This is a genomic window from Sphingomonas sp. UBA978 (genome assembly GCF_002292295.1).
In the GTDB taxonomy this organism is placed as follows: domain Bacteria; phylum Pseudomonadota; class Alphaproteobacteria; order Sphingomonadales; family Sphingomonadaceae; genus Sphingomonas.
The window spans coordinates 13,710-28,507 of sequence record NZ_DBBS01000014.1 but is presented as its reverse complement, the minus strand read 5'-3'; the positions used below and the strand labels follow the sequence as shown (position 1 = coordinate 28,507).

At 66.4% G+C, this 14,798-nt stretch carries 11 protein-coding genes; 2 read left to right on the top strand and 9 right to left on the bottom strand.

What is annotated here, in order from left to right; genetic code table 11:
* Positions 1-116: 116 nt before the first annotated feature.
* On the top strand, positions 117-1,634 hold the full coding sequence (locus tag B2515_RS06575) for a tryptophan halogenase family protein (protein ID WP_293875052.1): 1,518 nt from the start codon (positions 117-119) through the stop codon (positions 1,632-1,634).
* A complete protein-coding gene (locus B2515_RS06570) occupies positions 1,631-3,226 on the top strand; it encodes a tetratricopeptide repeat-containing sulfotransferase family protein (RefSeq protein WP_293875051.1) in 1,596 nt (531 codons plus the stop codon). The genes B2515_RS06575 and B2515_RS06570 overlap by 4 nt, the downstream gene beginning before the upstream one ends.
* Positions 3,227-4,014: 788 nt before the next feature.
* On the opposite strand, the gene B2515_RS06565 is transcribed toward B2515_RS06570, so the two are convergent.
* The 9 genes from B2515_RS06565 to B2515_RS06525 are packed head-to-tail and all read right to left on the bottom strand — an operon-like array spanning position 4,015 to position 14,798.
* Positions 4,015-5,238 carry an MFS transporter gene (locus B2515_RS06565; protein WP_293875049.1) on the bottom strand — a complete coding sequence of 408 codons (1,224 nt, stop codon included), beginning with the start codon at positions 5,236-5,238 and terminating at the stop codon, positions 4,015-4,017.
* A complete protein-coding gene (locus B2515_RS06560; RefSeq protein ID WP_293875048.1) occupies positions 5,228-6,055 on the bottom strand; it encodes a Rossmann-like domain-containing protein in 828 nt (275 codons plus the stop codon). The genes B2515_RS06565 and B2515_RS06560 overlap by 11 nt, the downstream gene beginning before the upstream one ends.
* Complete coding sequence (locus B2515_RS06555; RefSeq protein WP_293875046.1) at positions 6,052-7,338, bottom strand: ATP-grasp domain-containing protein; 1,287 nt, start codon at positions 7,336-7,338, stop codon at positions 6,052-6,054. Before B2515_RS06555 ends, B2515_RS06560 begins: the two co-directional genes overlap by 4 nt.
* Before the next feature lie 5 nt (positions 7,339-7,343).
* Complete coding sequence (locus B2515_RS06550) at positions 7,344-8,414, bottom strand: pyridoxal-phosphate dependent enzyme (protein ID WP_293875044.1); 1,071 nt, start codon at positions 8,412-8,414, stop codon at positions 7,344-7,346.
* Positions 8,387-9,289, bottom strand: a complete 903-nt coding sequence (locus B2515_RS06545; protein WP_293875042.1) for a hypothetical protein — start codon at positions 9,287-9,289, stop codon at positions 8,387-8,389. The genes B2515_RS06550 and B2515_RS06545 overlap by 28 nt, the downstream gene beginning before the upstream one ends.
* A 1-nt stretch (position 9,290) precedes the next feature.
* A complete protein-coding gene (locus B2515_RS06540) occupies positions 9,291-11,207 on the bottom strand; it encodes a TonB-dependent receptor domain-containing protein (RefSeq protein WP_293875040.1) in 1,917 nt (638 codons plus the stop codon).
* Positions 11,204-12,688: a DUF3526 domain-containing protein gene (locus B2515_RS06535; RefSeq protein ID WP_293875038.1), complete on the bottom strand. Its 1,485-nt coding sequence runs from the start codon at positions 12,686-12,688 to the stop codon at positions 11,204-11,206. The genes B2515_RS06540 and B2515_RS06535 overlap by 4 nt, the downstream gene beginning before the upstream one ends.
* Positions 12,685-14,085, bottom strand: coding sequence for a DUF3526 domain-containing protein (locus B2515_RS06530; RefSeq protein ID WP_293875036.1), 1,401 nt, complete (start codon positions 14,083-14,085; stop codon positions 12,685-12,687). The genes B2515_RS06535 and B2515_RS06530 overlap by 4 nt, the downstream gene beginning before the upstream one ends.
* Positions 14,082-14,798: an ABC transporter ATP-binding protein gene (locus B2515_RS06525; protein WP_293875034.1), complete on the bottom strand. Its 717-nt coding sequence runs from the start codon at positions 14,796-14,798 to the stop codon at positions 14,082-14,084. Before B2515_RS06525 ends, B2515_RS06530 begins: the two co-directional genes overlap by 4 nt.

Below are 14,798 nucleotides of genomic sequence, written 5' to 3'. Positions count from 1 at the left end.
ACATATGATGACAATTTTTATCGTCGCCGGGCACCGAAACCTTCGGACCACCGGCTGCGATCACCTCCGTAAAAGGCAGGTTTTCCGTTAGAAGAGTTCATCGGGAGGACAGGGGAATGGCGGGAGAAGCCGTACGCAGGATCGTCATCGCCGGGGGCGGCGCGGCCGGATGGATGTCCGCCGCGGTGCTGGCGAAAGTCCTGCAGCACCAGGGCTGTACGATCCAATTGGTCGAGTCGGATGATATTGGTATTATCGGTGTCGGCGAAGCGACGATCGCGGGTATCCACTGGCTGAACAATGTTCTGGGGATCGAGGAGGACGCCTTCGTCCGCGCGAGCCAGGCGACGTTCAAGCTGGGCATCGACTTTCGCGACTGGACCGGCGCGGGCAGCCGCTACTACCACCCCTTCGGCCGGTACGGCGCGCCGCTTCGCGGGGTCGGATTCCAGCATCTATGGGTCAAGGCGCGGCGCCGGGGGCTGGTCACGTCGTTCGAGGATTATTGCATGACCTCGGTCGCCGCGCGGATGCGCCGGTTCGACCGCCCGGATCGTGCGCCGCCCGGCTCGCCGCTCAAGACGCTCAGCTATGCCTATCATCTGGATGCCGGGCGCTACGCCCGGTATCTACGTTCCCTGGCCGAAGCGATGGGGGTCCGGCGGATCGAAGGGATCATCGAGCGGGCCGATCAGGATCCCGAAACCGGTCACATCGTGGCGCTCCACACCCATCGCGGCGACGTCGTCGAGGGCGACCTGTTCCTCGACTGCACCGGTTTTCGCGCGTTGCTGATTCAGGGCGTGCTGAACACCGGAACGATCGACCTGTCCGACCTGCTGCCGTGCGATCGTGCCTGGGCGGTCCCCTGCGCGGCAACCGCCGAGATCGATCCGTCCACCCGGTGCACCGCGCGGCCTGCAGGCTGGCAGTGGCGCATCCCGCTGCAGCATCGCACGGGCAACGGCCATGTCTTTTGCAGCGCATTCATGAGCGAGGACGAAGCGCGCGACGTGCTGATGCGCAACCTGGACGGAGCACCGCTAGCGGAGCCCCGAATGATTACATTCCGGACGGGGCGCGCGAGACAGATCTGGAACAAGAACGTCATCGCGGTCGGCCTGTCGGCAGGCTTTCTGGAGCCGCTGGAGGCGACGACGATCCACGTCATCCTCAACTCGCTCAACAAGATCATCGGCCATTTCCCGCGCCGGACGCCCGATCCTTGCACGGTGGCCGAGTTCAATCGCCAGCTCGACCTGCAGTTCGATACGATCAAGGATTTCCTGGTCCTCCATTATCGCCTGTCGGGCGCGCGCGAGGAGCCACTGTGGCGCTATTGCCGGGCGCTGGCGCTCCCCGAACGGCTGGAGCGGATGATGGAATCGTTCCGGACGACGGCACGGATCGCGCCCGGCGAGTTCGATCAGTTCAAGGAAGCCAGCTGGTTCAGCGTGATGCTGGGTCAGGGGATCGTGCCCGACGATCACGATCCGCTGGCGGACGGTATCGACGACGACGCGCTGACCCGCCATCTGGCGAGCATCCGCACCGGCATACGACAGGTCGCGGAACGCATGCCGACCCACGAAGCCTATATCCGCGCGCATTGCGCCGCGCCGGTCCCGGCATGACGCGGACCGGCCCTGCCCGACCGCTGGTCGCCGCCGCGGATGCGATGCGACGGGGCGATGCGACGACGGCGATGCGGCTGGCCAAGGGGGTGACCGACCGGTCGCCGGACGACATGGATGGCTGGTGGCTCTATGCGCAGGCCGCGATGGCCGCCGGGCGGATGGTGGACGCGGAACGCGCGTTCGCCTGCGGCGCGCGGCAGGCCCCGGCACGATCCCCCGTCGAGGCGCGCTTTCTGGCGCAGCGGGCGCGGCCTCTCGTCGAGGAAGGACGGCTGGCGGATGCCGTGCGCAGCGTGCGTGCGGCGGTGACGGCGGGGATGAGCGATCCCCGCGACCTCGTGCTGGCGGGCTTCACGCTGACCCATGCCGGATTGCCCGCAGAGGCCTTGCCGCTTGCCGAGCGGGCCTGCGCGGCCGTGCCGGACGACGCCGACGCCTGTTACAATCTGGGTAGCATCCGCGAATATGTCGGCGACCGGACCGGCGCGCAGATGGCGTTGGAGCGCGCCATCGCCGTGTCGGGCGGGCGCTTCGTCGCGGCTAGCCACCGCCTGTCGCATCTGCGCCGCTGGACCGCGAGCGACAATCACGTCGCCGCGCTCGAACAGGTCGCCTGCCGCAGCCCGGCCGAGGCCGCACGCGTCGCTTATGCCTTGTTCAAGGAATATGACGACATCGGCGACACCGACGCCGCCTGGAACTGCCTGCAACGCGGTGCGGCGATCATGCGACGGCTGGAGCCCTGGTCGCGCGACGAGGAGGCCGCGACGATCGCCGCGTGGCGGACGCACTGTCCTGCCGCCGCCTTTGCCGCGCCCGATGCGGTACGGCGCGAAGGACCGCGACGGATCTTCATCGTCGGCCTGCCGCGTTCGGGAACGACGCTGGTCGAGCGGATCCTGGCGGCGCACAGCCAGGTCCATGCCATGGGCGAACCCAAGGCGTTCGCGATCGCGGTGGGGCGGCTGGCGAATTGCGCCGATGCGCCGCTGCTCGATGCGCGCGTCGTCGCCGCAGCCGTCACGGTGCCGCCGGCCGCCATCGCGACCTGTTACACGCGCGAGATGGCACCGTTCGACGGCGGGCGGACGGTCACCATCGACAAGCGGACGCAGAACATCCACTATGTCGGCCTGATCCGGCGCGCCTTTCCCGATGCGGCGATCGTCGCACTGGAGCGCGATCCGATGGATGCGCTGTTCGGCGCCTACAAACGGCTGTTCGCGGGGAGCCACAGCTGGTCCTATGCGCAGGACGACCTGGCCGACCATTACCGCCACCATCGCGCGTTGATGGAGCATTGGGGCGGCATTCCGGAGATCGGGCTGATCCGCGTATCGCTGGAGGCGTTGATCGCCGATCCCGAACCGCACATCCGCCGCCTGCTCGACGCATGCGGCCTGCCCTTCGAGGCCGCATGCCTGCGCCCCCACGAGGCGACGGGCGCGGTGATGACCGCCAGCGCGACGCAGGTCCGGCGCCGGATCAATGCCGACGGCATCGGGGCGTGGCGGCGTTATGCGGATCACCTCGGATCGCTTCGGGACAGACTGGTGCGTGACGGGTTGATGGATGCGGTGGTACGCTGAGGGGGGCTTTGGGTGATACCGAACCCGGCGTGTGGAGCGTGCGTCGCAATAGTTCGCATGCCGCGACACTGGTCGTGTGCGACGCCAGCGTTTTTCCGCCTCATCGTCAGCGGGAGAAGGCCGCCTCAGTCGGATGATGCGCCCTGCAAGATGACCTGCTCCCCGGTTCATGTTGCGGCTAAGGTAGCTTTCGTGTCCTCATGTCCCATCAACGGGAATATCGGCCGGGTAACGCTGACGCCCGGCGCGAAGCGAGGCGAGGTGCATGTGCCGCTGCACGGCGAATTCCGCGCCATCCTCGCATGGGTGAGTGCGCGGGAGAGGAAAGAGGCGAGAAACGCCGAAAGCCCCGGAGCGGGTGCTACGGGGCTTGGGTGTCAATGATGTTCGGTTGCGGGGACAGTAACCACAATCATCGTTCTTCGTATCATAGGTCATCGTTATTGCGTGTATATTCTCACGCAGTTTTTGCAGCCCCCCCCGTAGCATCCCACTATGACCGCAGACATGGTGAGAAGTGCTGGAACTGGGTTTAACCGCGATACCCGTCGCAACGGCCTTGTACCCTGTCCTCTCGACCAGCTTAGCCGCGGTCAGACTACTGTTCAACACTGGCCCGACCCGAGTCACCACGCGGGCCTGTCCGTCGACGACATCGATCAGCGCGATGTCGATCAGGATGTGCCGATAATGAGGACGAGATACTCGATCAACCGGACCGCGCACAGCCAACCGCAAGACAGCGCCGAACTCACCAGCGGCGGGCAGCCTCGCGCCCCAAGCGGATTCTAGCCGCCGGAGGTACTGCTAACCGAAGCCGCAAGCATTCTTCGGCCAAGAAGCGCACGCAGCGCGAGACTGGTGAAGAGGGCGACGATCGCAAAGACCAGCCAGGGCAGCATCGGGGTTGCCATCCGGCCGGCGGTATCGAACATCCAACCGCCGAGAAAATTTCCCATGCCGCCGCCGATGGCCAAGGCCAGCGAGTTGAAGCCGAGAAACGTGCCCAACGCATTCCTGTCGGCGAGGCCGGCGGTGATGGCCTGCTGCGTCGGGCGCGTGAGAAGAGTGCCGAGGGAAAATACGGCCACCGCGGCAAGAAAGGTGGGAAAGCTGCCGACGAACGCGATCACCAACATGCCGACTGCCATAAGAACCACGCCCACAGTCAGAATCTGCTCGGTCGCCAAGCGCAGTTCGAGCCAGCGCGTCGCAGGATATTGCAGCAGGATCGTCATTGCGGCGGATAACGCGAACATTACGCCGATGCCGTCTTCCGAGCCGGTCAGCCGGACGACGAGCAGCGGAAACGTGATGTTGATCTGGACCGAAACGAACCAGTAGCCCATCATGATCAACGTCAGCAGTACGAACGGACGGTTGCGCAACACCAGCCGGAAGCCCTGAGCTAGACGCGGCGCCTCCGCTGGGACGGGCAGGCGCGGAAGCAGCAAGGCAACGGCGGCATTGAGACCGAAACATGCCGCCGCCGCAAAGCAGACGATCCGGAAATCGAACCGCAACAGCGCCACCCCCAGCAACGGCCCGCCGGTCGTGGCAATCCCACTGATCGTGTTGCTGATCGAGTAATAGCGTGCTCGGTCGTCGTCCGTCGTCAGACTGGCGATAGCGGCCTGATACGGCGCCTCGAACAAGGCGCCGCCGAGAGCGGAGACGAGCATCGCGACGAACAACGTCGGCATATCTGTGGCGAAGCCGAGCGCCGTGAAGCCGAGGGCGCGCAGCAACACGCCCGCGACGATCATCGGGCGGTTGCCGATCCGGTCCGCCAGCGCGCCGCCGAAGACGGCAAGCCCCTGCTGCGTGATCTGCCGAATCGCGAGTGCCGCACCGATCGCTGCCGCGGTCAGGCCTATACGATCGACGAAGTGAACCGCGACGAGCGGCATCACCATGGTGAACCCTGCCACCATGAAGAACGTGTAGACGAGAAGAGCGTTGAGCGCCCGCCGTCTGGCGCGCTCGTCCAACGAAGCCGCGTCAGCCGCCATGATCGTGCCGGTAGAGGTAAATGGGCGTCGGATCACCGCTGAACTGCGAGAAGGGGAACGGCTCGCTGGACAGGGCGGTCAGCCCATGGCCCAGAAATTGCGGAAGGATCGCGCTGCCCGTCTGCGCATAGGCGACCAGAGGAACGTCGCGCCGACGTGCCGTGTCGACGATCCTGTCGAACGAACCGTTGCCCAGCGTCATCCCGGTCACGAGCAGCATGTCCGCCTCTTCCAGCACCCCGGTCATGTCGGCAACGACGGGCTGCCCGTCCTGCGTCCGCTCCATGTTGAAGTCGCACGGCAGACAGACGCCACCTTGCGCCTTGATCGCTGCGACCAGCGGATTGACGACACCGATCAGCCCGACCTTCGTGCCGGGCGCAATCCGAAGAAGCTGCACGATCGCCTCGTCGCGGGCGACGGCACGCGTAGGTGGATCGCCGAAGGGCAACATGACACGTTGGGCACGTCCGTCGGCGTCGTGCGGTCGCTGACCAGCGAGATATGCGTCCAGCGCTGCGATACGAACCGGAAGGCGCGCATCGTGAAGCAGATCGGCGATCGTCGATCCCGCCAACTCGTCGGCGATGCTCGCGTCGAACTGGTTCCGCTCGACACAGCACGCTCCGAAATGGGCACCGGCGCGAAGCAGCAGGTAATAGTTACGATAGGTCTGACTGGTGCCGGGGAAACGCGTGCTCTGCGCTACCCAGAAGACGCCGATGACCGGCACGGCGGCCGGGTCGGCGCCGAAGGCGCCGCCGAGCACCGCCTGGATCAGTGCATCGACGGTTGCCGGCTCGAACGAGGCAGTCATGCGGCAACTCCCGGTCGCGGTGCTGCCGCATCGGCGTAGCGCAGGTCAAGGCGAGCGACGGCCGCTTCTGCCAGCCGGCGCGCATCGCCTCCAGTAGGATCGACCGCCACGACGTGACCGAGGTAGCAGCCGTTGTCGATCGCCGCCGGCACTTCGATCCCGGCGATTGGTGGCACCGCATGGCGCGCGATCGCGGGATCCGAGTCCAGCGTCTCGCGCCGATCGATTGCCTCGATCGTACCCGCGCGTGGCGGCACCAGGAATTTGATCGCGGCGCTTCCGACATCATTACGCTGGCGGGTCAGGTTGGGCCGCCGGCCAAGTGCGAGATCAATCTGTACCGCCAGTAGATCGATACCGGTAACACGCTCAACAAGCTCGACGATATAATTGCCGCCGGGACGCGGATTGATTTCGACGATGCGCGGGCCGTCCGGCGTCAACTTGACCTCGGTATGACTGATTCCGTGATCGTGCCCTACCGCCTTCAATACATCGCAGACGAGCGCGGTGACTGCCGCGCTCGTCACGTCGTCGAGCCCCGCGGGAAACATGTGTCCGTCCTCGATGAAGTGCGGAAAGCCCGTGACGCTCTTGTCGGTGATGCCAAGGATCGTCGTCTCGCCCGCGAAGGTCACGGCCTCCACACTGACTTCCTCGCCCTCCATGAACGCCTCGATCAGCCACAACGGCTCGCGCGCCTGATCGCGGAAGTTGCGCGAAAACGCGGCCAGCGCGTCGAACGCGGCGCGCAATTCGGCTTCGTCGCGCACCAGCCGAACGAACGCACTGGATGCAAGGTCAGACGGCTTGAGGATCAGCGGATAGCCGATTCCCCCGGCAATCGAGACCGCTTCCTCCCACGAATGCGCCGCACCGAAGCGCGGATTGGGCAGTCCGGCGCGATCGATCGCCCCGCGCACCCAGTGCTTGCGCCGTTCGGCGGCCACGTTCGAGGAAAAACCCTGCGGCAGGCCAAGCGCCTGCGCGACCTGCGCAACCGTGTCGATATAATAATCGCAGATGGTGACGACGCCGTCGAACCGCAGGATGGCGTGCTGCGCACGCAGGAAATCTATGAGCGCCGGCACGTCGTTCGTTTCGGTCGTCAGCACATGATCGGCATGATCGATGACCGGATGGATTTCGCGCGTATGCGGGTCGCGGTAGTGATCGCGATTACGACTCACGAACGTGTAACGATGCCCGCGCGCGGTGATGGCCGGCGGAAATATCCGACCTGTCCCACCCACCCAGCTTTCCAGCATCAACAGATGCGCCATGGTTCCTATCCTTCGTTCATGGAAAACTTGAAAGGAGCGCCCCGCACGTCGTCGAACCGCCGTCGGTTCCAGGCGAGCGCCGACCAGGGCAACGCCAGTTCGTCCAGCGTCTCGATCTTGATGGGTGCCAGCGTCTCGGGCCGTGTCGCCTCGGCATGACGCGCGAATACCGCATCGATGTAGCGGTGACCGGTGTCGGGCGCGATTAACAGGATGTCGCGGTCGGGGTGCCGCCGCGCTTCTTCCAGCCCGACCAGATAGGTGCAACCGCTAGACAACCCGGCGAAGATGCCATGGTCACGCAGCAGGGCCACGGCCCCAGCCATGCCGGCGTCGAACGAAACCCAGTGGATCGCATCGTAAAGCTCGTGCCGCACGTTGCGGAACGGGATCGAACTGCCGATGCCAGCGATGATGATCCCGGGGTCGACGACATGTTCGCTACCGAAGGTTACGCTGCCGAATGGCTGGATGCCAATCATCGCGACGGCGTCGTCGTGCAGGCGTAACGCTGTGACCAGCCCTCCGGTCGAACACCCCGACCCGACCGACCCCACCAGCGTCAGCCGACGTACGTCGAGCATGGCGGCGATATGCGCGGCCACCGGTTCGTAGCCCAGATAATGGATGTCGTCGTGATACTGCTGCATCCAATGTGTGCCGGGATGCGCGGCTAGTAGCTCCGCGACCCGTTCCACTCGCCGGCTCTGGTCGAGCTTCAGCGTCGCCAGCGCCGGCACCTGCTCGACCGTCGCGCCGAGGATCTGAAGTTGAACGAGCAAGGTGCGATCGACCGTCTGCGACCCGACGATGTGGCACTTCATGCCGAACTTGTGGCAGGCCAGCGCCAACGCATAGGCGTAGATTCCGCTGGAGCTGTCGAGCAGCGTATCGCCGGGGCGTACAAGCCCGCGGTCGAGCAGTGACTTCACGGCGACCAGCGTCGAATAGACCTTCATCGTCTCGAAACGGGCAAGGTACAGGTTCGGCGTAAGCCGGATGAGCGCCGGCGCCTTGATGGCGTCGGCAATATGATCGAACATCATCGTCAGAACCCCGTCCTTACGCAGGAACATTGATGGCCGAGGCTGCGGTAGAAGGCCGCGAGCTCACCCAGCCGCCGCGGATCGGGGCGATCGGCAAAGAGATAGCCGATCAAGCTGCCGGTATGAGCGACGACGATGCCGTCTGCCCCGAACCGCTCCCGCTCCGCGTCCAAGGCGGTAAATGCGCGTTTGGGCGTCACCTTCTGCGCCAACGCCGCGCTTCGCGTCGCGGCTGCGGCGATTGCGATCAGGTCACACCGCTGAAACGCCTCCAGCATCGTATCGAGAATGCGCGCATAGTCGTTGCGAAGTGCGTCATAGTGATCGAGCAGCCGGTCCGTGACGGCTTCCGTATCGATGGTACCCCCGTCGTCCAGATAGCAGACGTGGAAACCGGGATTGTCAGGCAGGGATCGCACCAGTTGCTGCGCCCCGCTGAGGTAGAGAGCGTGCTCGGTCAGGAACACACTGTCGGATCGCTCGATCGCACGCAGGATGACGGGCACCAACTCGCGGCTGTCGGTCCCGTGCAGCGCATCCAGGCAGCGAATCGTCGCGACGATATCGGCCGTCGAGCTGGCCATACCCTTGCCGCGCGGCAACTCGCTGGCGAAGCTCCAGCGTCCTTCTGGCATGACGCGTCCGTGATGGGCTTGAAAAAGCTCAATGGCGCGCCGGCAGCGCGGACGGTCCGCGGTTTCGGCGTCCAAATCGCCGGGCACTCCCGCCTCGAAATGCGCCCAACTATAACGGCGGATCGGCAGTGAGATGATTGCGATCTGCGTCACCCCGCCGTCATCGTACGGCCCCTGGAACAACTCGCCCAACGTGCCGTGGCACACGCCGCTATAGTGATCGCAGATGCGGCCAGGACGGCAGTCTTCATGGAGAAGCGCCGTCGCCATCTCAGAAATCCGCGAGCAGGAAGATGCTGACCCGACGCTTGTCCATCAGGCCGTAGCTGTTGCTGCCGACGATGTTCCAGGCGAACACGTCGCCGACATTCTGCATCTGCACGCGCAACGTCGCCGGTGCCTTGCCGATGCGAAAGCGGTAGCGGGCGCCAACGTCGACCAGCGTATAGGACGGCACGCTGATCATATTGTCGCGTGAGGCATAGCGGCTGCCGATGTTCGCGACAGCGACGTCGACCGAGAAGCCGGGTGCGAAGCCCGGGCGATATTCGGCATTGCCTCGCAGCGTGCGTGCAGGCTGGTTCAACGGGCGCGCGCCCACCCGGCCGTCGTCGACGGCGGCACCGGTGACCCGCGGCTGCATCAGCACGGCACCCGCGACCAGCGACAGTCGCTCGGTCGGGTTGCCGGCCAGGCTGAACTCGGCACCACGGTGTCGCACGTCGCCGAGCACGGTGAAGACGTTGCGTTCGTCGATGTTGAAATAGGGCTTCGCGACATCGAAGACCCCCGCCACCAGCTTCGTGCCGCCCGGCAACGCCCAGCGGATACCCCCGTCTACTTGCCGCGTACGGATGGCGGGCAAGGCTTCGTTGCGGTTGGCGGCATTGACCGGGGCGATCCCGCTTTCCTCCAGCCCACGGGTATAGCTCGCATACAGGGCGAAACGATCGGTGATCGTCGCGGCGGCGCTGGCGTTGAGCAGCCAGGGCCGATCGATCGTACCGGTACGTGGCAGGCCGGGCTGTTCGATCGTCTTGCTGTAATCGGCGCGCTGAATGCCGATGCCGATTTCCCCCACGCCCTTCCATCGTCCCTCATAAGCGACGCCGACCGTCGTCTGGCGGACGCGATCATGGGTACGGGCGCCAAAGCGCAGGTCGACAGGCGGCGCGACCGGAACCGGCACGCCGAGTTCGCGCGGCCCGAGATCGAGCGCCGGTGCGGCCCCGCCATAGAAGCTGTCGAGCGAGCGCGCCCTGATGGTGGCATGAACCGTGTGCAGCCGCGGTCCATCGACCATGCTGCGGCTGACGCGGACTTCGCCGCTGGTGGAGGCGTAGCGCTGGCCGGGATCGGCGATCACCCGTTCGGTCGTCGTCCCGTCGGCGGTCGTATCCGCGAACAATTCGGCGAAGTTGCGCGCGTTGACGAAGATCGAGCGGAAAACCCCCGCCGTGATCGACCAGTCCTGGCCGAGCCGCGCCTTCGCAATGACGCCGGTGTTGACGCTGCGCGTGTCCTTGTTCGCCCATTGCTGTCCGAAGTAGCGCCGCCGCGGCGCCTCCGGGGGTACGGCGTTGCCGGCGGCGATGACGGTCGGGGCGACCTGCTCGTCGCGGCCGAGCGAGATCGAATAGAACGGAACGACCTCGATCCCGTCACGCGGCCGCCAGCGCGGGATCAGCGCGGCACGCACATAGTGCGCGTCGGAACCGTCGTAATATTCCTCGTGCGCCCACGAAGCGCCCGCCGCCACCCCCAGCGTGCGCCCCGCGATCGGCAGTTGCGCATCCAGTTCGAAGGTCGGTGCGCCATAGGCAAAGCTGCCGGCCACGACGCTGACGAGCGGCCGGTCGCCGACGCCGCGCAGCTTGTAATCGACGATCCCGGTCGGTGCGGGGAAGAGATAGCCCTGCGCGGACAAACCGACCCGTATCGTCGAGCCGGACACCAGCCGCTGCGAAATGGCCCCCTGCCGGTCGATATAGACGCCCTCGATGCGCACGTTGCCCGCCGCGACCGGCGAGAAGCCGCGCACCTGACTGGGGCCGTACAACCCGATCGTCTCGTTGCCGATTGATGTGCCGAACGCATCTTCCGCAGCGGTCACGGCATTGTCGGCGGCCCGCTGCGCTGCTGCCGGCGCGGCAACGACCAGCACGGCTGGGAGGATCAGACGCCTCACAGCGCCCACCGATCGGCACGACGCAGCCCAAGCCCCCCGAGGGTTAGCCCCGCAAACCATAGCCACGCGACGAACGGCAGAACCACAGCCGTGCGACGGTGCGACGGTGCGTCCGTCATGGCGAACGCCGGAATGATGTCCGGATCGGATAGGCTGAATTTGCCGCGCGACGCCCCGCGCGATGTGGGATCGACCGCTTCGCGCTGCACGAGCGGATAGAGCGACCGCCGCAGACCAAGCTGATACGCACGTACCTGGGCCTCAAACGCACGATGTCTGCCGCCATCGGTCCCCGCCAGTGTAGCCAGCATCTGCGTCAGCCCAAGCGGCGGTGCTACATAACCTATCACCGCCGCCCATGCCGCCTGATCCCGTGCATGGACCGCACGCGCGTCGTGCCGGGCGGCAAACCGACGCTCGGTTTCGGGCGCCAGAAAGGTCAGGCGAGTGGCGTGATCCAGCGTGGCGATCCGGTCGGCCATGCCAGACAAGTCGGGCCGGGCCGCTACCGCCCGCGCGATAATGCGATCTCGGTCGCGCTGGATGGCGTCCGCTACCCGGCGCTGCGCATCGATCCATACGCTGGCGGACGGGGTCGGCGCCACGGTTGATATGATCGCGCTCGCAATCAGCGGCACGCCGAGTGTCAGGACCGCCCAGATCGCGGCCAGCGTACCCAGCGCTGCCGCCGCGCCGGGTAGTCGCGACAGGACGAGCAGCGCGATGCCGGTCCAGAACGCCATATAGGCGACGACAAGCAGTAATGCCGCCGCGAGCTCCCCGACCGCCGACCCCAGTTGAGCACCTGCCATGGCCAGCGCCAGAACGAGTCCGGCGAGCGTCATCGGCATCGCCCATGCCGTGATCGCCGCCACACGCGCCGTCAGCCAGACGCGCGGTGCGGTCGCCTGCGCCGCCACCAGCCGCAACATGCCCCGGTCGCGCTCGAACGTGACGAGCAGGCCATGCTGCAGGATCAGCGCCAGCGGCAGCAGAAGTGCCAGCACGAAAGCGAGATCGAAACGCCCGAGCGCCAGCCCGCGCGGATTTTCGAAATCGTAGCGTTCATCGATACCGAACGGCGTAGCCAGCTTCACTTCCATGCGCGTCGGCGCAAGGTCGCTGGTGCCGACCGTAAGCGGCGACAACGGCAGATGCGGCTTCGTGGCGGGTGGTGCGACGAAATACTGGCTGAACCCGGCCACATCGCTCGGGTCCTGCCAATAGGGCACCACCGGAGCGGCGGGCGTGACGGGCGCGCGATAGGCGTCGAACCGCTGCCGCACGCTGGCCCGATGCGCGGCGTCGGCGGCAAGCGTGCGGGCGATTGCGGCGTCCTGCCCGCGGTGGAGCGCAGCGGTGTCGAGCGCTGCCCAGATCATGCTGGCAACCAGCGCACCCTGGATCAGCCAGAAAAGCGGCGTCGCGGCAACCCGCCGCCATTCCCAGGCGAACAGGGTCGCGAACGAGGCACCGGTCACGGTCTCAGCCTCCGCGTTGCGATCGACAACAGCGTCGCTGCGAACAACCCCCAGCCGAGCAGGGCCGCAAGCGGCACCACCAGCGTGGCAGCCGTGCCGGCCAGAGCAGGCGGCGCGAACGCAAACGCCGGGATGCTGGACCACAACGCGATGTCGGCGGTATGCGCCGCCTCCCCCGGCTTGACGGCATGCGCCATGCCGTCCGCGTTCATCCGGTCGACCAGCGCGCGCCGGTAACGCTCCGCCTGATCGATGAAGGCACGATGCTGGTCGAAGTCGGTACCCGCCAGTGCCGGTGACAGACGCTGCATCGCGATCGTCGGCGATACGATGCCGAAGACACCGAACAGACGATCCTGCGCCGCCACCCGCGCATAGAAACCGCCCAGGACACGATCGAAGACCGCGTGGCTGTGCCGCTCCACCAGATCGAGTTCGGCCATGCGATAGTTGGGAATATCCTCGACGCGCGCCACGCGATAGCGGGCGAGCAGTTCGGCCTTGTGCCGCGCGCCCTGCTCGGCCGACCAATAGGCCGGAGCCGCTGCGTCGATCGCCTGGCGAACGCTCTGCGTCGATGGCAACGGGCGCAGGTCATCGGCGACGCCGCTGGCAAGCCGCGGCACGGCCAGCGCGAAGAAGATCCACAGACCGAACAGCGAGGCCAGCCCGATCCGGGCCGAACCGCATGTCATCGCCACCGCTAGCCCGATCGCGGCGATGATCGCGACATAGACCGACATGACGATCGCCCATGTCAGCAGTCGCAGCATCGCATCACCGTCCAGCGCGCTGTGGAATGCCGCCACCCCGACCATTGCGATCGTGACCGGCACGACCAGTGCCGCCACGCCACTACTCGCGACCGCCAGCAGCTTGGCGACCACGATCCGCCCCGGCCGCGTCGCCGCACCCAGCGCCAGCCGCAACGTTCCACGCTCGCGCTCCTCCGCCACCGCCGCGAACGCCAGCAGGAAGATCGCCAGCGGCCCGAAAGCGAGGATCAAGGCGGCGGGATCCGCCATGCCGGCCCGCTGGAGTGGCGAGGCATCCTGCTGCGGTCGATGCAGCAGGTCGTTCTGGTGATGCGCCTCCAGCCATACCGCCTGCCCGACGAACCCGCCGACACCGGGATCGAGCGGCGCGAGTGCGGGAGACGGCTTGAACGCATAGACCGCATAATGCGCGGCGCTATGCGGATCCTTGCTCCCCTGCCCCAGCCAGCGGGCACGTTCCGCTGCTGCCGCTGCGTACTGCTGCGCGTCGGTCCGTGCCGCATCGGCCGCAACACCCATAAAGGCCAGCAACACGAGGGCAGCAAGGGTAACGAGCGCCAGCATCGCGCGACGTTCCCGCCTTAGCATCGCCAGTTCATAGCGGGCGAGCGCGAGAATCATCCCGCCAGCGCGTCCAGATACAGCCGTTCCAGTGCCGGCGGGGTCAGGCTGGACGTCTTACGTTCGTCGACCAACCGCCCAGCGCGGAGGATGCCGAGCCGGGCAGCTACGTCGTGGACGCGAAACAGGTCATGCGTCGCCATGAGCACCGCGATCCCGCGCACCGAGGCGGCGCGGATCGTCGCGGAAAGATCATTGGCGGCCGATGCGTCGAGTCCGGAGGTCGGCTCGTCCAGCAGCAGCAAGCGCGCCTCCTTAGCAAGCGCGATGGCGACGCCGACCTTCTGTCGCATCCCCTTGGAGAATCCGCCGGCGCGCCGTCCATGCGCCTCGCGCTGCAATCCGGCCGCGTCGAGCAGCGACCCGGCCTGCGTCGCATCGACCTTGCGCCCGGCGAGCAGCGCGAAGTAGCGCAGGTTCTCGGTCGCGGTCAGCGCCGGATGGAGCATCACGGTCTCGGGCAGATAGGCGGTACGCGCGCGCACCGCGAGCGGATCGGCCACCGCATCCACGCCGCTTACCGCGATGCTGCCGGCGTCGGGCGCGAGGAAGCCGAGGATCAGGTTGATCGTCGTCGTCTTGCCGGCACCGTTTGGCCCCAGCAACGCATACACCTCACCCGCCGCCAACGTCAGCGACAGACCATCCAGCGCCGGGCGCCCGCCGAACGCGAGCGATACGCCGTCGAGGCGCAGGGCAGCCGGGTCCGTCAT